The sequence below is a fragment of the Nocardia sp. NPDC058519 genome, from assembly GCF_042719755.1.
Classification (GTDB): domain Bacteria; phylum Actinomycetota; class Actinomycetes; order Mycobacteriales; family Mycobacteriaceae; genus Nocardia.
Map to the genome: position 1 here is coordinate 125292 of NZ_JBHXNK010000014.1, position 21052 is coordinate 146343.

Sequence of the window (21052 nt, forward strand, 5' to 3'; positions counted from 1 at the left end):
TGAGGTGTCTCAGGTTGTTTCGCGTGCGTCCCGATCGGTGCGCAGCTTCAATAGGATCAGGCCAGCCGTACAGGCCAGGATCAGCCCGGCAACGGCGATCTCCACGTGCAGGCCCGCGATCCCGAGGCCGGCGCCGACGAGTCCGCCGACGAAGAACAACCAGCCCATGATCCGTGCGGCAATCGCGAAGGCGCGGTTGCCGGGCGGTGTCGATGACAGATGCCCGTCGGTGGCCGAATCGGTGTTCGCCGCCGCGGTTTCCAGCCGGGGTGTCGAGAGTGCTCCCATGAGATTCTCCTCGATGACGCCGATCAGATACTTTGCGTCGCGCAAACCTCGCGCGTCAGGGGTTTCGGTCCGGGCGTCTCATGCGTAACTTTGCTCACACACGCTACGACTCGGCGACGCCGAACGTGCGCGACACGTCCCCACGACACGCCGAATTGATCAATCCGATATCTGGACCACATGCGTTTAAAATGCGCTCTTCGGCCCGACCTGAACTACTGTGAGGCGATCTCGAAGCCGACGAGGAGTAAGCAGGCGATGGATAACAGCAGGGCCAAGTTCGTGGGTCCGGCAGTCGCTGTTGGCGCGGTGTCGCTCGGACTGATCATCATCGGTGCGTGCGGTGTCGGACAGCAGGATGTCTACGTTCCGGCGCCACCGTTGAGCGCGGACCTGGCCGCCGCACCCGCGCGGGCCGCCGACCAGCCCACCTCGACGACGGTGCACATCTCGATCCCACCGTCGCCGAGCTGGCGGATCGCGCCGTACATGTCGCCGCGTAAACCGTTCAGCCTCAGCTCCACCGAGACCTCACCGTCGGAGACACCACCCGAGGGCGAACCGGCTCCCGAGTCCCGCCCGGCCGAGGCGACAACGGAATCCCGATCGCCCGAGGCGGCGCTGCGCCCGCCGGAGACCACCGAAGCCGAGCCGACGACGACCACCCGGCCACAGATCCCCACCCGGCCGAACCCGACCCGCACCGTCACCCCGCCCCGCAGCGACGACGAAGCGGCCGAGGACTATCCGCCGACCCACGTCTTCGACCACGCGACCCCGACCAGGGTCGTCCCGGCCGACACCGGCGCCACGCCGACCCCGGCAGCGACCACCGAGACGTCGACGATCACCGAAACCCCGGCCCCCACTACCGCCGAGGGCTGACACGACAATGGTGCGCACCCGAACCGGGCGCGCACCATCGTCGAACAGCTACAGCTCGACCAGGTCGTACTCGCCGATCCGATCGGCCAGCTCGCGCCGATGTTCCAGTGCCCCACCGAGTGTCTGCCCGATCGCGGTCAACCGGGCGACGTAGTGGCTCACCGGATACTCCGCGGTGACGCCGATGCCACCGTGCATCTGGATCGCCTCCTGGCCGATGTGCTCGGCGGATTTGCCCACCTGCAACCGCGCCCGTGACGCGACCACCGGATCGTTGCCGCCGTCGGCCAGCGCCGCCGTCGCGTACAGGCTCATGCTGCGGGCCAGTTCCAGCGAGACGTAGCAGTCCGCCGCCCGCTGGGTGAGCACCTGGAACTTCGACAGCGTGACCCCGAACTGCTTGCGGGTCTTGAGGTATTCGGTGGTCAGCGTGAGCGCGACCTCCATCGCCCCGACCGATTCCGCGCACAGTGCCGCCTGCGCGTAGCCCTGGGTCAGCGCGATCTGTTCGGCCGCGTCGACGTTGTCGCCGAGCAGTGCGCCGGTCGCGTTGTCGAAGTCGAACTGGGCGGCGCGGCGACCGTCGAACGTGCGATACGAACGGCGTTGCACGCCGTCCTGATTCGGGTCCACCAGGAACAAGCCGGTCCCGCCGCCAGGCAGCACCGCACTGACGATCAGCTCGTCGGCGACATCACCGCGCAGCACCGGATTCTTCACACCGGTCAGCGCGTACCCGTCGCCGTCGGCCACCGCGGTGGTGGTGAGCTCGGTCGAGGGCCACCGGATGCCGGGCTCGGTGTGGGCGAAGGCGAGCAGGGTGATGCCCTCGGCCAGCGCGGGCAACAGCCGTTGGCGCTGTTCGGCGCTACCTGCCAGCCGCAGCAATTCGGCCGGGATCACCACCGAGTCGAGCACCGGCTCCGGAGCCAGCGCGCGGCCGAGCTCCTCCTGCACCAGCATCGCCTCGACCGGGCCCGCGCCGACGCCGCCATCCTCCTCGGGAATGGTCAGCCCGAGCACCCCGAGGTCGGCGAGCTGCTTCCACACCGTGCGGTTCCAGCCGGGGTCGGTGTCGCCGGCCTTGGCCAGCGCCTCGCCGTCGTAGAACCGGTGCAGCAGTTCGCGCACGGTGTCACGCAGCATCGTCTGTTCGTCGGTCAGTGCGAGTTCCATGTCAGCGCCTCACAATCCGAGGATCGTGGAGGAAATGATCGAGCGCTGGACCTCGCTCGAGCCTCCGTAGATGGTCACCTTGCGGTAGTTCAGGTAGCCGGGGCCGGTGTGCTGGGCCCACGCGGGCGAGGCGATGCTGTCGGCGCCGACCGGCAGCGCGTCGGCGCCTGCGATCTCGAGCAGCAGTTCGGTGGCGGCCTGCTGCAAGTCGGTGCCCTTGAGCTTCAGCACCGAGGACGCCGGATTCGGCTTGCCCTCGACCGAGTTGGAGACCACCCGCAGCTGGGTCAGTTCCAGGGCGAGCAGTTCGTTCTCCAGCTCGGCCAGCCGCGCCGCGAACACCGGGTCGTCGAGCAGCGTGCCGCGCCCGGTCCTGGTGGCGCGGGCGTAGTCCTTCGCGAGGCCGAGCTTGACCTTGGTCTTGCCGACGCCGGTGATGGAGGTGCGCTCGTTACCGAGCAGGTACTTGGCGTAGGTCCAGCCCTGGTTCTCCTCGCCGACGAGCTGATCGGCGGGCACCCGGACGTTCTCGAAGAACACCTCGTTGACTTCGTAGCTGCCGTCGATCAGCTTGATCGGCCGCATGGTGACACCGGGAGACTTCACGTCGAAGAGCAGGAAGGAGATGCCCGCCTGCTTCTTCGGTGCGTTCGGGTCGGTGCGCACGAGGCAGAAGATCCAGTCGGCGTACTGGCCGAGCGTGGTCCAGATCTTCTGGCCGTTCACGATGTAGGAGTCGCCGTCGCGCACCGCCGTGGTGCGCAGTGAGGCGAGGTCGGAGCCCGCGTCGGGCTCGGAAAAGCCTTGGCACCACCAGATGTCGAGCGCGGCGGTGGGCGGCAGGAAGCGCTGCTTGAGTTCCTCGGACCCGAACTGCGCGATCACCGGGCCGACCATCGAGGCGTTGAACGTGAGCGGCTCCGGCACCGAGGCCAGCTGCATCTCGTCGAGCCAGAGGTGGCGCTGCATCGGCGTCCAGTCCTTGCCGCCCCAGGCGACGGGCCAGTTCGGCACGCACAAGCCGTTGTCGTTGAGGATCTTGTTCGCGGTGACGATGTCTTCGCGGGACAGATCCTCGCCGTGCTTCACCCGGTCACGGATGTCGGCCGGGATCTCGGTCGCGTAGAAATGCCGGAGCTCGTCGCGGAAGGCGATCTCTTCAGGGGACAGGGCTAACTTCATACGGGTCTCCCAGTCGCTCGTAGCCGTCGAAGAGAAACCTACCCTTCGGTAATCCCCGGTGTCGACTACATCACACTCCGGTGACTGTCCCAGCGGCGCTCACTCCACCGTCGGCGGCTCGGCGACCCGTGCGACGACCTGGTACGTTGCCAGTCGAACCGGACTATCCGGGGTATGAGCATCCACCGAGGAGTTACGGGTGAACGGCAGATCCATCGCAGGTCGGGCAGCGGCGGTCACCGCGGCGAGCATCAGCGCGCTGGCACTGCTGGCCCCGAGCGCGGCCGCGACGCCCACCGACGACGCGATCGGCCACCTCACCCACCTCGCGGGCGAGGACGCCACGGCGAAGGCCGGTGTCGGTGCGATCGCCAGCTTCACCGGCATCGTCGGCGTCGACACCCTGCGCGACATCTCGACGCAGTTCACCCCCTTCACCTACGCGGCCCCCACCTTCGGCTGCGGCAGCAACGGCCCGATCACCACGATCATCGCCGCGGCGTCGTTCGAGGGGCCGGGCCCGCGCACCGAGACGAGCCTGGCACCGGGCGACATCCGCTTCAGCGCGAGCCCGCGCCACACCGGCGTTCCGCTGGCATCGGGCCTCAGTGTCGCCTGGGTCAACGTGAACAACGGTCAGAGCGGCATCATCGGCCTCGACGACCAGACCGAATACAACATGCCGTCACTGTCGAAGACGGTGCACAGCGGTGCGGGCACCGTGGTCGCCTCGATGTGGGGAACCATCGACTACGCGGGCGCTCGCTGCGTGATGACCCCGACGGTCGGCACATTCGTCGTGCCCGATCTGCCGGTGGTCGTCCCCGAAGCCCCCGCGGCTCCGCCCGCCCCCGAACCGCGCGCCGTGAGCCCCGGCTCGGGGGAATCCTCCTCTGGCGCACCGACATCGAATGCCCCGGCGCCCGCTCCGGTCGAAACGCCCCAGCCGACCCCGGTGCCCGCTCCCCCGGCCCCGCCCGCGGCGGCCAACGTCGGCGGCTGAGCCGGCTTCGGAGCAGATCGACGGTCGGCGCACGAATTCGCCGACCGGGCGACGGCGGCCCGGTATCCGCGCCCGCCGGTCATCTCGACGGTCGTGTCAGCCGATCGGGCGGATGCGCAGGACCGTGCCTTCCTCCGAGCCCGCGAGCAGAGCCGACGGGTCGGCCGGGTCGGCGACGACGGCGGTGAGCGGCTGGGTGGCGACGACGGTGCAGGCGGTGCCGGTGTTCGGGTTGACGCGGACGAGGTGCCCGGCCAGCGTCGTGACGAACAGGGCGCCGTCACGGACGACCAAGTCGTCGACGAAATCGGGCAGTGTGCCGAACGAGGTCAGGTCGGCGACCGTGGTCGGTGCTCCCGGGTGCGTACGCGAGAGTCGCAGTACGCGACCGACGGGTCCACCCGCACCGACGAAGTTCGCGGTGACATAGACCGAATCACCCGACACCACAACACCGTTGGGGCCGTCGATGCTGACGGCCGACCACCAGTCCATGTCCTCGCTGCCGTCGCGGCGCAAGCGGTGCAGGCCGTTGCCGGTGGTCACGTAGAGGTTGCCGTCGGCGTCGAACGCGGCACCGTTGGGCTGCGGGAACCCGGTCGCGAACGCGACGGGGTTCGGCTGCGCTGCCGCCGGGTCGAAGCGGACGATGCCGCCCGAACCGGCCAGCGGCGAGTTGCCGGTGACCACGTACAGCAGTCCGTCGGGACCGAGCCGGACCGCACCGGGCGACGGCACGGCGACGGTGGCGGTGAGTCGCCCGTCGCGGTCGTAGCGCTGCACCTCGCCGCGCATGACCCGCGAAACCCACAGATCACCCTGGGCGTCGATGCCGAAGTTCTCCGACCAGTCCAGCAGCGGCACACTCGACCTGATCGCGACGTCCTGGCGCGCCTGTCCGCACGACGACAGCGGCGCGGCGCCCGCGATGGCACCGGTACCGAGCGAGGCGCTGCTCACGACAGCCGCGCCGACCACAGCACGGACGACGCAACGGCGGAACGACAACATCTGCAACCCTCGACTCTGTTGAACCAGTTCGACGCGCGAAGTCTAACGGCTGCGGGCCCACCGTGTGCAGCCCACGTCACCTGCGGTTCCGGTCACCGACAACCACGGACCGGCGCTGTCCCCCATGACAATTGAGTCGGCGCAGCGGTGATAATCGAAGGGTGCCCTACTTCGACGGCGAGCGTGGACGACTCCACTGCCGGTGTTGGTCCATCGACCAGCCCGCGGCGAGGCTGGCACTGTTGCCAGGTACCGGGCAGCACAGCGGGCACTATCACCGCTTCGCCGCGGCGTTGCGTCCCGCCCGGATCGAGCTGTGGACGCTGGACACCTCGGGGCAGGGACTGAGCGAAGGCGATCCCGACGCGCCGGGCACCATCGACGAGCTGACCGCCGACGCGCGGGGATTTCTCGAACTCGTCCGCGCCGATCATCCGGGGGCGCCGGTGTTGATGGGCCATTCCCTCGGCGCGGTAACCGCCGTGAACCTCGTGCGCGAAAATCCGCCTGAGCTGGCCGGACTCGTCCTGTGCGGCACCCCGCGTCGCGTCGCCGACACCGTGCCGGATCCCGGTCTCCCACTGCTCGCGGTGCACGGCGTGGACGACCGGCGGGCACCCATCGATGTAATCCGGCTATGGACAGCACGGCACCGATCGGTAGATTTGCGCGAGTACGCCGACGCCGGACACGACCTGTTGCACGAACCGGTGCAGCACCGCGTGGCGGCCGATATCGCGGAGTGGGTACTCACCGCGGTGCGATGAACGACGAAGGGGGAACCGGTGCAACCGAACCGAACGGGGCTGCCGAATACGGCGGCTCTCGGCCAAGCCGTCGACGAGGGTGGGCTGTGGATCGACGGGGTGCTCGTCGCCGACGGCGCGCCCGAACGGTGCGCTCTGCGCTACGAACGACTGGCCGATGAAGTCGAAGCCCAGGTGCGGGTTCTCAGCCAGGCCGCGGTCATCCCCGGCTTCGGCGGACTCGCCTCGGGTGGCGCCCTGCGTACCGGCTTCGAGACCAAGGCGACCGAGGCACTCGACGAACTGCGTGCCTACGCGAGCACCGCGCGCGAGCTGGCCGCGGTGTTCCGCGCCGCCGGGGCGAACTACCGCGATGCCGATCAGGCGCTGGCGGGCGCGGTCGCCGCGATCGAGGTTCCCGGTGGTGGCGATGCGTAGCATTTCCGGCCGCACCGACGCCGACTACGTATCCGTCGTCGAAGTCTTCGACAACCTCTCCCATGACGAAATCCACAGTGCGGTCAGGCAACTCGACCCGGCGGCACTGACAGGCGCGGCCCAGACCTTCCTCGCCACCGCCACCGGCCTCGGTGACGGCATCGAGATCGCCCACGGTGAGATCCGTGCCGCCATCGCCGACGGCTGGCGCGGCGCCGCGGCACAGCAGGCCTCCGACGCCGTGCGCGACTTCGAGCACACGGGTCGACGCATCGCCGATGTCCTGACGGCGGTCGGGGTCCGGCTCAGCCAGGCAGGCGACGCCGCCGAGTCCATTCGCACCGCCATCGCGGAACCCGCGGGCACCCAGCCCGATCCGGCTGCGGCACTACTCGACTCCGAGCAGGCGGCGAACAACGCCACGATCACCCGCGAAGCCGAGAACGCCCGGCTCGACGCGGTGCAGGCGATGGAGACGATCTACGCCGGAGCCTTCCTGCCGACCGGGTCGGGGGTGCCCGCGTTCACCGGAATCGCCACGGAGACAGGAACTGCCGCTGCCGGTGTCGCGCCGTCGGGTGCCGTGCCATCGTCCGGAATCCCACAGGTCACCGCGCCCGGGGTCATCGCATCGACGACCACACCGGCAACCGTCACCGCCGCCACGATGCCCGCCGGATCCTCGCCGGTTGTCGGCAGCACGAGCACGACATCGACAAGCATCGGCGCGCTCCCGGCCAACGGCAATGCCGCGGCCCCGACACTGTCGACAAGTGGGACGGCCCCCGCCGCCACGACCCCGGCCGCTGTCGCGAATCCGGTTCGGCCGCTGACCAACTCCACGGGAACAGCGAGCACCACCTCGGCTGGACCTGCGAGCACCACCCCGGCATCGACCACGTCACCGGGTTCGAGGCCGGCAGGCAGCCGCCCCCGCCCCGCATCGACCGACACCGGCACCACCGCGGCCTCCGGTCAGGTGGCCGAGGCCGCGGCAGGCAGCGAAGCGCGGCAGGAGCGTGATCCCGCGGTGTCCGGTGGTGAGGCCGCGGCCGGGATGGGCGCTGGCGCTATCGGCGGCATGATGGGTGGGGCGATGGCCGCCACGGATCAGACGCGGCCGTCCGGTGGACAGCGGCCTGCCCCGGTGGAGGAACCCGAGGACGAGGACGACGAGTTCCTGCGGTTCCTCGAGGAGGAGCCGACCTATCTCGAGCCCGCCGACGAGGTGAACGCGCTGATCGGAAAGATGGATCCGACCAGTCCCGCCGTGCTCGGTGAGTGGACCGAGCGGGAGTGAACTGGCACTTCACCCCGGACCAGTTCGCGCTGACCTGGGCACGCACGGACGGCGACCGGATCCCCTATCCGCTCGCCGTCCGCGCGTCGGCACGCGACACCGTCGAGCGCGCCGCCCAGCAACCCGCGCTCGATGCCTGGTGCGCCCGCACCCTCGACGCCGACCTCGCGGCCGCTCTGCGCGTGCTGGCGAAACCGGAGATCCGGGTCGAGGTGTGTGGCCACGCGCCCGCGCCGGTGCGGATGCTCGGCGCGGTCACCGCGGATGTCGCGGTCCTCGCGGTGCAGGATCCCGGCAGCGCGCCCGACCGTGGCGGCTCGGTCCATGTTCAAGTCGGCAGCACGAAACGTCTTGCCGCCCAGGTGTTCTCCCGGCTTCCGGCGCAACCTCCCGGCCGCATACCGCGCATCACAGCCCCGGCGACTCGCGTCGACGAGGACAGCCGTGACCTGGTGACCGCCCCCGTCGCGGGCCCGTCCGACGCCGCCCGCATTCGCCGGCTCCTACAGCGCCCCCGCAGCGGCATCGGCCAGATCCTCGTCGCGGCGGGCACCGACCCGAAACCCACGGGCGTGCTGTCCTGGATCGATCTCACCGGCGACGGCCGCTACCTCGTCCACGCCAGCCGGCACATCGACATCACCCCCGCCACACCGGATTCCGCCGTGGAATGGTTGCGCCGCCTGCTCCGCAGCGTCTGACTACCCCCGGCTAACCGAGCTGGAGGAACCCTGCCAGGTCGGCCAGCTCTTCCGGAGTATCCGGAAGGTACTCGGTGAGCAAGGGCGAGCGGATGACGATGGCCTTCCACATGGCTCGGCAAAGGGTCGCGTGGATGACGGTGCGCGACAACAGGGGTCGCATTCCGAAGGGTGCGTCGGCGGGGGTCGAGGTGGTCATCGACAGCAGGACCACCGCGGCTTCGCGACCCCGGAAGCGGTCGGGCGTGCCCACGAGCACGTCTTCGATCTTGGCGCGAGCCAGCAGAGTTCGGATGCGCGCCACCTGGGCGGCGTAGGGGGCGACGACGAAGATGTCGTGCGGGTGGAGTTTGCGGGTTCCGCCGTCGGAGGTCCAGGTCTCGCCGAGCAGCACGCGCACCCGGCGCACCACTTCGCGCGCCTCGGCGTCGGATTCGGTGGCGCTGCCGCGGTGCTCGACGAGCACTGTGCTCACGCCGGGCGCGATCCCTGCCAGATCCCTTGTCAGGGTGATCGCCTCGTCCGCGCGTAGTCGGCCGTCGTAGCAGCTCGCCGACACCGGTTCGCAGATCGCGGGGTGCATACGCCAGGTGCGGTCGAGGAAGTAGCCACGGTCGACGGGCAGCGTCGCCGCCCCTTCACACAGCCACTCCAAGGCCGAGACCTGCACGGGTTGTGGATGTTTCGCCAGCGACCTGGCCGGGACGGGGTCGCCGATCAGCAGCAGATTGCGCGCGCTCACCGCGACCGCGACGGTGTCGGCCAGCGAGCATTCGCCGGCGTCGGCGATCACCAGCAGGTCGAGGGCGCCGGGCGCGATCAGCCGGTCGTCGACGAAATCCGCGGTGGTGCCGCCGATCACGCAACCGTTGACAGCATTGTCGAGGAATCGCGGATACCGCGTGGCATCAATCGCTACCCAATCGGGGCCGACCGAGGCGACGTCCTTCTTCGCCACGAGCTCGGGCAGCAGCCCCGCCTCGACGACCGCGTCGAAGATCCGCTCGATCACCGCGTGCGACTGCGCCACCACCCCGATCCGCCACTTGTGCCGGGTGACCAGCCGCTCGAGCGCACGCCCGGTGATCCCGGTCTTGCCGGTGCCGGGCGGGCCGTGCACGGCCAGGTACGAGGCGTCCAGCGCACCGACCGCGTGAGCGAGGACGGCGCCGAGGTCATCGTGGGGATGCGGGAGCGCCATCCCGTCGCGCAGCCGTGGAGCTCGGCGCAACAGCAAGTCGTAGACCGCGTTCTCCGGCACCCACGGCAGGCTCATCAGCAGGTCCTGGGCGGTGAACTCCAGCGCGGCCTCGATCTCGGCCTCACCGTCGGGCGGGCCGGGGGCGATGGCCGCGGGCAGGTCGTCGTAGGGCGGGCAGCCTGCCGGGAGCAGTTCTTCCAGCCGGACGGTGTCGTCGAAGTTCGGGTCGACGGCACACCCGAGCACGGTGGCGGTGGCGGTGGCGCGGCGGCCGAGCGTCTGGGTCATGCCCGCCGCGGCGGCACCGTCGTAGATGGTGACCATCTGCGTGCCAGGGGTGAGCGTGGCGCCCGTGCCCAGCCTGCCGGTGAGCGTGAGGTAGCGGCGCATCGTCGGAAGTTGCGGCGTGCGATGCCATTTGGTGTCGACGGTGCCCCATTCGACGACGAGCACGCCCGGTGCGTCGGCCCAGTCGCCGACCGGATGGCCGAGCCGATCGATGTGGGCCCACCAGCGGGGCTGCCGTTCACGCCGGTGATAGCCGAGGATCGCGGCCGTCAGTGCGGCGGCGCGCGCCGAATCTCCGTGCGCGTCAGCGGCGAACTCACTGAGCGCCGCTTCCAGCGAGCCGGGGTGCAGTGAGGGCGGCACATCGGATTCCGCGACGGCGAACCGAGTGCCCGGCACCGTGATTCCCGCCTCGGTCGCTCGATCGAGCAGCCAGTCGCGGATACCGAGGACCGTCGCCGCACGACCGGGCGTATCCGGCAGCAAGGCGGCGAGTCCCGCCGCGTCATAGGACTGTTCACCGATCAGCAGCGCGGTGCGCACGATCGGCGCCAGGTCGACCAGCGCTCGATCGGCCAACAGCTCATCGAGGAGATCGGCACCGGTTCCGAGCTGACCCGCCCAATCGAGCAGCGCCGTCCGGATGTCCGAACCGTAGTGGTACACACGCACATTCGGATCCGCCGCCCGATGCTCCGCGATGATCTCCAGCAATTCCTCGAGCACCCCGCCGTCCTGCGTCGACGGACCACCCGCGTAACCGAAGCCGAGCGGGCTGCGCGGTGCCGGATCGACACCGGCCGGGCGTGGATCGGCGGCAGGCGCGTCGACCGAGTCGTCGACGACTATGCGCCGGAAGGAGATGGTGTCCGCGTCCGACGGGTCGGCACTGGGATAGCCCGCCGCGTTCGCCGGTTCGACGCCCGCCGGGCCGAAGACCACCGCGTTCGTATCCGTCGGACCGACCGGCACGGTGGGGCGGTAGCTGATGTTGTTGGGCTGCTCCACACCGGCGACGACCGGCCGGAAGACGATGGCGGTGGCATCGGCGAGTTCGAGGCCGGTGATCGTGCCGTGCCGGTCCAGGTCGATGACCAGGGCGAGGTCGCCGGGGCGTGGGGCGGGCAGGGCGCCGAGCGCGGTGGCGTCACGGAGGGTGAAGGCGGGCCGGCCGGTGCGTTCGCGAACGAGCTGGATGTCGGCTTGTTTGCGCAGGCCCGCCAGCGTGCGGGGAGCGAGGCCGGGGACAGGGGTGCTGGTGGTGGCGAGGCGGTCGATCGTGAGCACGCCCGCCTCGCGCAGCCTGGCGCGCTGGGTGGGGCGGATTCCCGCGACCAGCAACAGGTCTCGCGCGTTCGCCGCCGCCGCACGGCAACTGGGACACCGGCCGCACGCCAGATAGCGCGGATCACCCCACTGGACCGGCAGCAATTCCGCCAGCTTGTCCTCGATGATCTGCTCCACCCGAGCCCGGCGCGCCGAATACACCGGCGCCAGTTCGTCGCTCACCTCACGCCGCACACCATCGGCCGTCCAGAGATAGGCCCAACGATCCACGCCGACCCCTGCCGCGGCGAGCGCCTGCGCACACGCCGCGAATTCGAGGCGAGCACCCAGCAATTCGCGCGCCGGATCGACCTTGACGGCCTGCACCAACGCCGCGACCCGCTCGAAAGGCGTCCGGCCCGCGGCCAATTCGCGACGAAGCACCCGGCTGTCGGCAGCGAATCCGACGAAACCGCTGAACTCCTCGTCCGCCGACACCGAATCATCGCGCGACCCTGCCGGTGGCGTTCCGGCATCACGACGACGCGGCGACCCTGGCACGCCGACCGAATCCTGGCCGAGCGCATTGTGCACGGTGTAGCCGGCGGGACCACGGACCAGAAGATCCGCGCCACAGGCGAATCGACCGTCGAAGAACACCGCGCCGACGATGGCCTCGGCGCCGGAACTCAGCGCTCGCGCGGTGTGCTCCGCGGCGGATGTCAGCGCCGCGATCCGGGCGGCCGGATCGCCGCAGGCCACCTCGGATGACGGAATCCGGACGAGCCTGTCACCGAAGTGCGCGACCAGTTCGGCGGACGGTTCGGCCGTGCGCAACAGCGGCACGGTCGTGTCGGGTACCCCGGGCAGGTTGCCGAGAGCGGCGTCGATTCCGCGCAGCACCGCGAACTCACAGTTCGCCGCGCGCGCGAGATCGCCGACGGCACCGACCACCCGATCACCGGACACGAACAAGCGCGGCCCTCCTGTGTTCACGCACACCCGACGCCCAACACCTTAACCAGCGTTGCGAGAGACCAGGGCACTACCCGCGGACAGGGCGAAATGCGCCTGACCTCGGCCCCGGCGCCCACGAGCAGGGCTCAGGTGCGCGGCTTGCGCCGTTCGGTACGCGGACGCGCCTCGCGGTCGCGGCGCGGGCCACGAGCGTTCAGCCGCTGCGCCGGTGCGCCCTGGTCGGGCGTCAGCTGGATCAGCACACCGCTGATCCTGGTGCGCCGCAAGGCTTCCAGGGTTTCGTTGGGCAGGTTGGCGGGCAGCTCGACGAGGCTGTAGTCCGGCCGGATGCTGATGTGGCCGAAGTCGCTGCGACGCAGGCCACCCTCGTTGGCGATGGCTCCGACGATCGCACCGGGGACCACGCGATGACGCTTGCCGACGCTGATCCGGTAGGTGGCGAGTTCTTCGCCGTTCTCCCGGTTGAACGACGGCGGACGCGGGGCGCGGTCCTCGTCGTCGTAGCGGCGCGGGGCGCGCTCACGGTCGCGATCGAAGTCACGCTCGCGGCGCGGGGCGGGCTCCGGCTCGGGCGACATGAAGAAGTTGTCGCCGTCGTAGCCACCGACGGCCAGTGCCGCGGCGATATCGGCGAGCGGGGTGTTGTGCTCGGCCTCGTAGTCCTCGATCAGCTTGCGGAACAGCGCGATGTTGTCCGAGGACAGGTTCTCGGTGATCGAGTCACCGAACTTCGCGGCGCGGGTCGCGTTGACGTCATCGACCGAGGGCAGCTGCATCTCGGTGAGCGCGCTCTTGGTGGCCCGCTCGATCGACTTGAGCAGGTGACGCTCGCGCGGGGCGACGAACAGCAGGGCCTCGCCCGAACGGCCCGCGCGACCGGTGCGGCCGATGCGGTGCACGTAGGACTCGGTGTCGTGCGGGATGTCGTAGTTCACCACGTGCGAGATGCGGTCGACGTCCAGACCACGCGCGGCCACATCGGTGGCGACCAGGATGTCGATCGAGCCCGACTTGAGCTGGCCGATGGTGCGCTCACGCTGGTTCTGCGCGATGTCACCGTTGATCGCCGCGGCGGAGAACCCACGCGAACGCAGCTTCTCGGCCAGTTCTTCGGTGGCCTGCTTGGTGCGCACGAAGATGATCATCGCCTCGAAGGCTTCGACCTCGAGCACGCGAGTCAGGGCGTCGAGCTTGCGCTGATGCGACACCTGCACATAGCGCTGGGTGATGTTGGTGTTGGTCTGCGACTTGGACTTGACCGTGATCTCGACCGGGTCGTTGAGGTACTGCTTGGAGATCTTGCGGATCACGCCCGGCATGGTGGCCGAGAACAGTGCGACCTGCTTGTCCTTGGGGGTGTCGCGCAGGATGCGCTCGACGTCTTCCTGGAAGCCCATCTTGAGCATCTCGTCGGCCTCGTCGAGCACCAGGTAGCGCAGCTGGGTCAGATCCAGCGTGCCCTTCTCCAAGTGGTCGATCACGCGGCCGGGCGTACCGACGACAACGTGGGCGCCGCGGCGCAGACCCGACAGCTGCACGCCGTAGCTCTGCCCGCCGTAGATCGGCAGCACATGCAGACCAGGGATGTGCGAGGAGTACTTGCCGAACGCCTCGGCGACCTGGATCGCGAGTTCACGAGTCGGCGCGAGCACCAGGGCGCTCGGCTTCTTCTGCGCGGTATCCAGGTTCATCAGGATCGGGATCGCGAATGCCGCGGTTTTGCCGGTGCCCGTCTGGGCCAGGCCAACCACGTCGGCGCCGGAGAGCAGCGGGGGAATCGTCGCCGCCTGAATCGGAGACGGCGACTCGTAGCCCACATCGGCGATGGCCCGCAGCACGCGGTCATCGATCCCGAGATCGGCGAAAGTCGGGCCGGTGTCGTTCCTGTCGTCGTCGGCAGGAACGCTGTCGACCTCATTTGTACTCATTGACCACGAGTTTACTGCCTGGCGGTAGCTGTCCCAACCACCAGGTGAATACGGTGAGACCTATGCAACTGCGCGACGGGTCAGCACATCAGGAACTTACGCCGGTGACAGTGGGGATCGCGGTGGTCCAATTCGCCCCCGAAACCGACCCCGAAACCAATCTGTCGACCCTGCGTGAACACGTGCGCACGGCGGCCGCGGCGGGTGCGCGCGTGGTGCTCGCGCCCGAATACTCGATGTTCGCTGTGACCCGGCTGGATGAGCGGGTGCTGGCGATCGCACAGCCGCTCGACGGCCCTTTCACCACCGGGCTCTCCGCGCTCGCAGCCGAATTCGGAGTGTTCCTGGTCGCCGGAGTGGTGGAGTTGCCATCACCGGGGGCGACGCGAATCAGTAATACGCTCGTCGCGCACGGGCCCGACGGCGCGCGCGTCGCGGTGTATCGCAAAGTGCATCTGTACGACGCGTTCGGACATCTGGAATCGGACGTGGTGGCGGCGGGTCCGCTCGTCGCGCCGGCGACCTTCGCCGTCGACGGTGTGATATTCGGCATGCAGACCTGTTTCGATCTGCGATTTCCGGAGGGGTGTCGGCGTGTCGCGGCGGCGGGCGCGCACGTGTTGCTGCTGCCCGCGCAGTGGATTCCGGGACCGGCCAAGATCGACCAGTGGACGACGCTGCTGCGGGCACGCGCCATCGAGAACACGGTCTATGTGGCGGCGGCCGATCAGTGCGCGCCGCGCGGTGCGGGCGCGTCGATGATCGTGGATCCGGCGGGGACGGTGCTGGCCGAACTCGGCGACGATCCCGGTGTCCTCACCGCGACGGTGGATCCAGCGCATCTGGCCAGGGTGCGCACCGCCAACCCCAGCCTGTCGCTGCGACGCTTCACCATTTCCGGGGCGTCGGCAGCGGAGTAGCGTTCGAGGCGATGGTGTACCCGGATCGCACGGCGGCGGGCCGCGCCCTCGGCACGGCCCTCGAACACCTGCGGGCCACCCGCCCGCTGGTGCTCGGGTTGCCACGCGGGGGTGTGCCGGTCGCGGCCGCGGTGAGCGCGGCGATCGGCGGGGAACTCGATGTGCTGCTGGTGCGCAAGCTGGGACTGCCCTGGCAGCCGGAGCTGGCGATGGGGGCGCTCGGGGAGAGCGGACTTCTGGTACTCAATCGTGATGTGGTCGATCGCAGCGGAGTGAGCACCGAGGCGTTCGACGAGGTGGAGCTGGCCGAGCGGGCCGAACTGCGCCGTCGGCAGGAGATCCTGCGGGTCGGCGATCCGATTCCCCTGGCGCGACGCACGGTGGTGATCGTCGACGACGGGATGGCGACCGGGGCGACGGTGGTGGCCGCGTGCCGGGTGGCGCGGGCGCAGCGACCCGATCGGCTGGTGGTGGCCATGCCGGTGTCCTCGCCCGAGGCGGCACGCCGGGTCGAGCGCGAATGCGATGAACTCATCTGCCTGTGGACGCCCGCCGACCTGGGCGGAGTCGGCATGGCATACCGCGATTTCCATCAGCTCGAGGACGAGGAGGTCATCGAGCTGCTGCGGTGAGACGAACTCAGCCGAAGCACTGCCCTTCGCCTCGATAGGTGGGAACGGTTGTGCGCGTTCCCGATTCATCGATGAGGTGGATCTCGGCGAAGCGTTCGCAGAGCTCGCCCGCCTTGGCGTGGCGGAACCAGACGCGGTCGCCGATCTCGAGTTCCGCGCCACCGGCCAGGGGGGTCTGGACCTCCCCCGCACCTTCGGAGCCGAGCAGTTTCAGACCCGCGGGCCACACGGGAACCGGGACGCGACTCGGTCCCGCGGGACCCGAGGCGATGTAGCCGCCCGCGAAGACGGTCGCGATGGTCGGGGTGGGTTTCCGCAGGACCGGGGTGGCGAAGAACAGGGCGGGGCGGGGGGTGAACGAGCGGTAGTGGTCGAACAGGGTAGGCACGTAGAGGCCGGAACCGGCGGTCACCTCGGTGACATCGGGATCGGTGATCGAGACTTCGATCGAACCGGTGCCGCCGCTGTTGACGATCTCCAGCGGGCCGGTCACCGCGCGTACCGCGTCGAGCACCCGGGTGCGCCTGCGCCCGATCTCGATGGCGGACAAGCGTTTCACCACGCGCACCGCCGGATTGCTGTCGGGCAGACCGGCGATCTGCGACTCGTAGGTCATCACGCCGACCACATCGAACCCGCGGCGCATCGCTTCGGCGGCCAGCTCGTCGGCCTGCTCGGGACTGCGCACCGGCGAGCGCCGGGCACCCAGATGCAGGGGGCCGATGCGCAGGGCGGCGTCGACATCGAGGCAGACGCGCGGGTGGACCAGGTCGGTACCCAACGCGGCGCGGGTGAGTTCGAGCTGGGCGACATCGTCGATCATCAGCGTGATCGCGGCGAGCAGGTTCGGGGCGGTGGCGAGCTCGGCCAGGGCGGCCCGGTCGAGAACCGGGTACCCGAGCAGGACGTCGCGGGCGCCGAGGCGGACCAGCCAGATGGCCTCGCGCAGCGAGTACGCCATGATCCCGGCGAAGCCGTCGCGGGCGGTGAGTCCGTCACCGAGCACCCGCTCGAGCACGGCCCGGCAGCGCACCGACTTGCTGGCCACCCGGACCGCGATGCCGTTCGCCCGCCGAACCAGGTCGGCGGCGTTGCGGTCGAGCGCGGTGAGGTCGACGGCGGCCAGCGGCGGGTCGAGCTCCGCGGTCGCCGCGTGCAGATGGTGCAGCGATGTCGTCTGGGTCACCCGACTACTGAACCACCTATTTGGTCAGTCGTCCAGCATTGCGGGTCAGCTTTCGACGGCCTTCAGGGTCAGGCAGCCGACCAGGTCGTCGATCACCACGAGGATGGTCTCGTCGTTGCCATCGGCGAGCCAGCGCAGCACCGCGCCGTGGAACACCGAGACGAGGTAACCCGCCACCGAATCGACCGGCTCGAGCCACTGCGTGCCGGACAGGCGCGCGCACATCCCGAGGAAGTCGGCGGCCTCGTCGTCCATCTCGCGGAACATCGCGACGGCGGCCGGATCGCCGATGGTGTCGCCCGAGGGCGCCCACCGCTGACGCAAGCTCTGCAACGCGGCCTCATAGGCGGCTACTCGCCGGGCGGGGGCGGCCTTCACCAACGGCCAGTAGGTACTGAGCCCGGCATGCAGGAACACCCGCAGCGCCCGGACGCCGGTGGCGTCCGAACTGGCGGCGGCTTGTTCGACGGCATCACATACGGCGGGCCGTAGCGAAATTTCAGTTAGTTCACGGCTGGCGCTCAACGACGACTCCTCGGCAACAAAATTCGCTGCCCGCGGCGATGCGAGCTTGGTGGTCACCGAGCTCGATCTTAGAAGATTTTCAGGATTCACGAACTGGTTCAGCCATCCTTTTCAGACTGAAAGATTGTTTTGTTATCCGAATGCGACCTTTTGTAAAACCGACCATACGGCCTCAATTTGTCGCATTCCTGGATATCCGACACCCCCGCGCCGGAATCCGCGCATCTGGTCGATTGTACAAGTATGCCCAGGTCAGCTCCCGAGGTGTGGGCGACGGCACAGTGGAACCCAGCGGAACGGACGCAACACATCCGATGACCGATCCGCGAACTCGGGCGCGGCGGCGCCGGAGTCGCCGATAACCTGGTCAAGTGACTCTCTCGCCTCCTGCCGATCAGTTCGCTCTCAGCGGCACCTTCAATTTCCGCGATGTGGGCGGCCTTCGCACCGCCGACGGCACCACGGTGCGCCCCGGCGTACTGCTTCGGTCGGCCCAACTGAGCGGTCTGGACGACAAGGGCCACGACACCCTGCGCGAATTGGGCGTCACCGATGTGCACGATCTGCGCGGCATCGTCGAGATCGACCACATCGGCCACGACACCCTGCCCGACGACGTGCGCCTGCACGTGACGCCGTTCGATTCGCGCATGGAGGAGGCTCCGCCACACGAGGCGAAGACCGTCTCCGCGTTCGCACACATGGTCGAGGTCTACCGCGCCTTCCCGACGCTGCCCGAGGCGCACACCGCGATCGCCGAACTGGCCGGCTCGATCGTGCGCGGCGACGGCGCGGTCCTGGTGCACTGCGCGGCAGGCAAGGACCGCACCGGCTGGGCGGTCGCCACGCTGCTGCGCGCCGTCGGCGTCACCGAGGAGGACGTGTACACCGACTTCCTGGCCAGCAACGCGGCCGTCGAGCCGCTGCGCAGGCTGCTGGAACCGAAGATCGGCAACGGCGACGCACTGTCGGCGGACCTGCTCGGCGTGCGCGAGGAGTACCTGCGCACCGCCGACGCCAGCGTGCGCGAGATCCACGGCGACATCGAGACCTACCTCGTGACGGTCGGCCTCACCGGCAGCCTGCGGGAGGCACTGCGATCTCGCCTGGTGTGATCAGCGCCGATCACAGCCCACTGACCCGGCGAGCTGGGTCCACCCGAACCAAACCGTCAGCGTCGATACTGACGAAATCGCCGGTGTGGAACCAGCTCCCGCTGAACCGCGCGGCCGAGGCACCGGGGTTGTTCCAGTAGCGACGACTGACATTCGGTCCACGACACAGCAATTCGCCACGACCGGCACTCGCATGCGGCCCGAACAGCGCCAATTCCGTTCCACCGAAGGCGAACCCGAGCGTCGCCTCGGAGTCGGCGAGCTCGGTGTCGTCGACCATCAGCCCGATGCCGCTGGTCTCGGTGGCCCCCCAGACCGACCACTGCTTGGCGGCGGGAAACAGCCCACGCAACGCGGTGGCGAGGGTGGCGGGGGCCGCCGCGGCAGCGCGTTCGGACCGGTGACAGGCCTTGCTGATCCGGCGCACCCCGGCACCGGTACGACGGGCGACGAGTTCGGGCACCAGTCCCGCGAAGATCCGCGGCGTGGCCGAGACGGTATCGATCCGCTCGGCCACCAGTACGTCGGAGAGCCGGCGGGCACCCGGTGCGAGGACGACCGTGCCGCCGACGGCGAAGGTGGGTAGCAGCTGGTCGACGCACCCGCTGGCATGGGCCAGCGGCAGCAACACCAGATTGCGCAACCCGTCGGCGGGCAGCCCGAGCGCGCCGACCACCGACGACACCGCCGAGAGCAGGTTCTCATTGGTCAGCTCGACGCCGGTGGGCACAGGTCGGCGAGCCGCGGCGCCGGTGTAACAGAGCAGGGCCGGATCATCCAGAGCCGCACCGTCATCGATGTAGGCGGTGCTGTCGGGCAGCGGTCCGTCGGGGCCGAGCACGAAATCGGCCCTGCTGTCGGCGATTACCCGGTCGGCGATCGCAGCGGGCAGGGCGTCGGGTACAAGTACCGGCACCGCGCCCGAGAGCAGCGCGCCGAGAAACGCCTGCACCCAGCGCGCACTGGTCGGCATGTGCACCGCGACCCGATCGCCGTAGCCGATTCCGTGGTCCTGCAGGCCGCCCGCGATCCGCGAGGCGCTGTGCCAGAGTTCGCGGTAGGTCAGGCGCGGGCCGCCGACCTCGACGACCGCCTCCCGATTCGTGAACGAGTGCACGCGCAGGTCGAGCAGTTCGGTGAGGGCGGGGCTGAGGTTGCCGTAGCGCAGCACGCCGTCGGAGCCCCGCCGCAGCTGCGTTGCCGCACTGGTGGCGGGGAACTCGAAGACGGCCGCGCCCGGTTCGTTCTCGCCATGACCCATCCGGACCTCCGTACGTCGATACAGCCGCACCTGTGACTATATGACGTGGATCACACCGCTGTCAGGCACTCGGCGTGCTCATTCGCCGCGATAGGTCGCCTTGCCCGGTCCGACATCGAGGAAACTGCGGACCGCGCCGCGCAGGTCCGCGGTGCCGAACAGCTCGCCCGAGACCTCGGGCGTCACCGAATCCGCGTGTGCCACACCGCCGGAACGCCACGCGCCGATGATCTGCTTGGTCGCGGCGTGCGCGCGGGTCGGTCCCTCGGCGAGGCGGGTGATCAGCGCAGCGGTGGCGGTTTCCAGGTCCTCGTGGACCGCGTTGACCACGCCCCACTCGGCCATCGTCGCCGCGTCGTAGAGGTCGCCGGTCATCACGAATTCGCGGGCGCGGCCCGAACCCGCCCGCTCGGCCAGCCGCTGTGGCCCGCCCATCGACGGCGTCAGCCCCACGACCGTCTCCACCAGACCGAACTTCGCCTTCGGCGCGGCCAGGATGAAGTCGCACGCGAGGGAGATCTCGAAGGCCGCGGTCAGCGTGAGTCCGTGCGCGGCGAACACCACCGGGCACGGCAGCGCCTCGAGCGGGTGGATGATCCGCTCGAACAGCTCACGCCACAGCTGCGCGCCCTCCTCGACGGTGCGGCCGTCGAAGATGTTCACGTCGACACCGCCCGAGACGACCTTGCCCTGCGCCTTGATCAGCAACGCACGCGGCGGCAGCGCGGTCACCGCGGCGATATCGGCGATCAACGAGGCGAGGAGTTTGCGATCGAACAGGTTCAGCGGCGGGTGGTCGATGGTGATCGTCGCGAACTCGGCACCGGCTTCGGTGAACTCGCGCGACAGTCGGGTTGGCTGGTTTCCACTCATCGGCTCAGCGTAGAACCCGGGCCCGAGACCGACAGAGCTAGTCGGACCGGCCGGTAGGAACCGGTCACGCACGTCACGGAACCGCGGGCTGTCGGTGGTCGTTGACATGATGAGCTCTGGGGTACGGAAGTGCCCTACAGTTCGACTCG

At 69.4% G+C, this 21052-nt stretch carries 19 protein-coding genes; 9 read left to right on the forward strand and 10 right to left on the reverse strand.

Translation table 11 applies throughout. The features are described 5' to 3' along the window. Positions 1–9 precede the first annotated feature (9 nt). Positions 10–288: a hypothetical protein gene (locus ACFWPK_RS17665; protein WP_378916924.1), complete on the reverse strand. Its 279-nt coding sequence runs from the start codon at positions 286–288 to the stop codon at positions 10–12. Between the two features lie 258 nt (positions 289–546). Here ACFWPK_RS17665 and ACFWPK_RS17670 point away from each other — a divergent pair, with 258 nt between their 5' ends. Then, complete coding sequence (locus ACFWPK_RS17670) at positions 547–1173, forward strand: hypothetical protein (protein WP_378916927.1); 627 nt, start codon at positions 547–549, stop codon at positions 1171–1173. A gap of 48 nt (positions 1174–1221) precedes the next feature. Here ACFWPK_RS17670 and ACFWPK_RS17675 read toward each other — a convergent pair whose 3' ends face one another. Continuing rightward, the gene (locus ACFWPK_RS17675; RefSeq protein ID WP_378916929.1) at positions 1222–2349 is read right to left on the reverse strand and encodes an acyl-CoA dehydrogenase family protein; all 1128 of its coding nucleotides are present in this window, start codon (positions 2347–2349) and stop codon (positions 1222–1224) included. Between the two features lie 9 nt (positions 2350–2358). Further along, positions 2359–3531 carry an acyl-CoA dehydrogenase family protein gene (locus tag ACFWPK_RS17680; protein WP_378916932.1) on the reverse strand — a complete coding sequence of 391 codons (1173 nt, stop codon included), beginning with the start codon at positions 3529–3531 and terminating at the stop codon, positions 2359–2361. A 199-nt stretch (positions 3532–3730) separates the two neighbouring features. On the opposite strand from ACFWPK_RS17680, the gene ACFWPK_RS17685 reads away from it, so the two are divergent. Beyond that, positions 3731–4534 carry a hypothetical protein gene (locus ACFWPK_RS17685; protein WP_378916934.1) on the forward strand — a complete coding sequence of 268 codons (804 nt, stop codon included), beginning with the start codon at positions 3731–3733 and terminating at the stop codon, positions 4532–4534. Between the two features lie 96 nt (positions 4535–4630). Here the strand turns inward: ACFWPK_RS17685 and ACFWPK_RS17690 are convergent, their stop codons facing one another. After that, positions 4631–5545, reverse strand: coding sequence for an SMP-30/gluconolactonase/LRE family protein (locus tag ACFWPK_RS17690; RefSeq protein ID WP_378916937.1), 915 nt, complete (start codon positions 5543–5545; stop codon positions 4631–4633). Positions 5546–5706: 161 nt separating this feature from the next. On the opposite strand from ACFWPK_RS17690, the gene ACFWPK_RS17695 reads away from it, so the two are divergent. From ACFWPK_RS17695 to ACFWPK_RS17710, 4 genes are read left to right on the forward strand one after another with little or no spacing between them, the layout of a single operon-like run. Further along, on the forward strand, positions 5707–6312 hold the full coding sequence (locus ACFWPK_RS17695; protein ID WP_378916940.1) for an alpha/beta hydrolase: 606 nt from the start codon (positions 5707–5709) through the stop codon (positions 6310–6312). A gap of 18 nt (positions 6313–6330) precedes the next feature. Beyond that, positions 6331–6729 carry a hypothetical protein gene (locus ACFWPK_RS17700; RefSeq protein WP_378916943.1) on the forward strand — a complete coding sequence of 133 codons (399 nt, stop codon included), beginning with the start codon at positions 6331–6333 and terminating at the stop codon, positions 6727–6729. Then, positions 6722–8029, forward strand: coding sequence for a WXG100 family type VII secretion target (locus tag ACFWPK_RS17705; protein ID WP_378916946.1), 1308 nt, complete (start codon positions 6722–6724; stop codon positions 8027–8029). Before ACFWPK_RS17700 ends, ACFWPK_RS17705 begins: the two co-directional genes overlap by 8 nt. Further along, positions 8026–8730: an ESX secretion-associated protein EspG gene (locus ACFWPK_RS17710; protein WP_378916949.1), complete on the forward strand. Its 705-nt coding sequence runs from the start codon at positions 8026–8028 to the stop codon at positions 8728–8730. Before ACFWPK_RS17705 ends, ACFWPK_RS17710 begins: the two co-directional genes overlap by 4 nt. Positions 8731–8740: 10 nt before the next feature. Here ACFWPK_RS17710 and ACFWPK_RS17715 read toward each other — a convergent pair whose 3' ends face one another. Continuing rightward, positions 8741–12454: an AAA domain-containing protein gene (locus ACFWPK_RS17715; protein WP_378917021.1), complete on the reverse strand. Its 3714-nt coding sequence runs from the start codon at positions 12452–12454 to the stop codon at positions 8741–8743. A gap of 134 nt (positions 12455–12588) precedes the next feature. Next, on the reverse strand, positions 12589–14391 hold the full coding sequence (locus tag ACFWPK_RS17720; protein WP_378916951.1) for a DEAD/DEAH box helicase: 1803 nt from the start codon (positions 14389–14391) through the stop codon (positions 12589–12591). Between the two features lie 62 nt (positions 14392–14453). On the opposite strand from ACFWPK_RS17720, the gene ACFWPK_RS17725 reads away from it, so the two are divergent. Together ACFWPK_RS17725 and ACFWPK_RS17730 are read left to right on the forward strand one after the other, a co-directional pair. Further along, positions 14454–15311, forward strand: a complete 858-nt coding sequence (locus ACFWPK_RS17725) for a carbon-nitrogen hydrolase family protein (RefSeq protein WP_378916953.1) — start codon at positions 14454–14456, stop codon at positions 15309–15311. An 11-nt stretch (positions 15312–15322) separates the two neighbouring features. Continuing rightward, positions 15323–15943 carry a phosphoribosyltransferase gene (locus tag ACFWPK_RS17730; RefSeq protein ID WP_378916956.1) on the forward strand — a complete coding sequence of 207 codons (621 nt, stop codon included), beginning with the start codon at positions 15323–15325 and terminating at the stop codon, positions 15941–15943. Positions 15944–15950: 7 nt separating this feature from the next. Here the strand turns inward: ACFWPK_RS17730 and ACFWPK_RS17735 are convergent, their stop codons facing one another. Beyond that, positions 15951–17129 carry an amino acid deaminase/aldolase gene (locus ACFWPK_RS17735; RefSeq protein WP_378916958.1) on the reverse strand — a complete coding sequence of 393 codons (1179 nt, stop codon included), beginning with the start codon at positions 17127–17129 and terminating at the stop codon, positions 15951–15953. A 45-nt stretch (positions 17130–17174) separates the two neighbouring features. Further along, positions 17175–17711, reverse strand: coding sequence for a TetR family transcriptional regulator (locus ACFWPK_RS17740; RefSeq protein WP_378916961.1), 537 nt, complete (start codon positions 17709–17711; stop codon positions 17175–17177). Between the two features lie 314 nt (positions 17712–18025). On the opposite strand from ACFWPK_RS17740, the gene ACFWPK_RS17745 reads away from it, so the two are divergent. Continuing rightward, positions 18026–18769, forward strand: a complete 744-nt coding sequence (locus ACFWPK_RS17745; protein ID WP_378916963.1) for a tyrosine-protein phosphatase — start codon at positions 18026–18028, stop codon at positions 18767–18769. Between the two features lie 10 nt (positions 18770–18779). On the opposite strand, the gene ACFWPK_RS17750 is transcribed toward ACFWPK_RS17745, so the two are convergent. Together ACFWPK_RS17750 and ACFWPK_RS17755 are read right to left on the reverse strand one after the other, a co-directional pair. After that, complete coding sequence (locus ACFWPK_RS17750) at positions 18780–20030, reverse strand: class I adenylate-forming enzyme family protein (protein ID WP_378916966.1); 1251 nt, start codon at positions 20028–20030, stop codon at positions 18780–18782. A gap of 78 nt (positions 20031–20108) precedes the next feature. Continuing rightward, a complete protein-coding gene (locus ACFWPK_RS17755) occupies positions 20109–20903 on the reverse strand; it encodes an enoyl-CoA hydratase/isomerase family protein (RefSeq protein WP_378916968.1) in 795 nt (264 codons plus the stop codon). Positions 20904–21052: the final 149 nt, after the last annotated feature.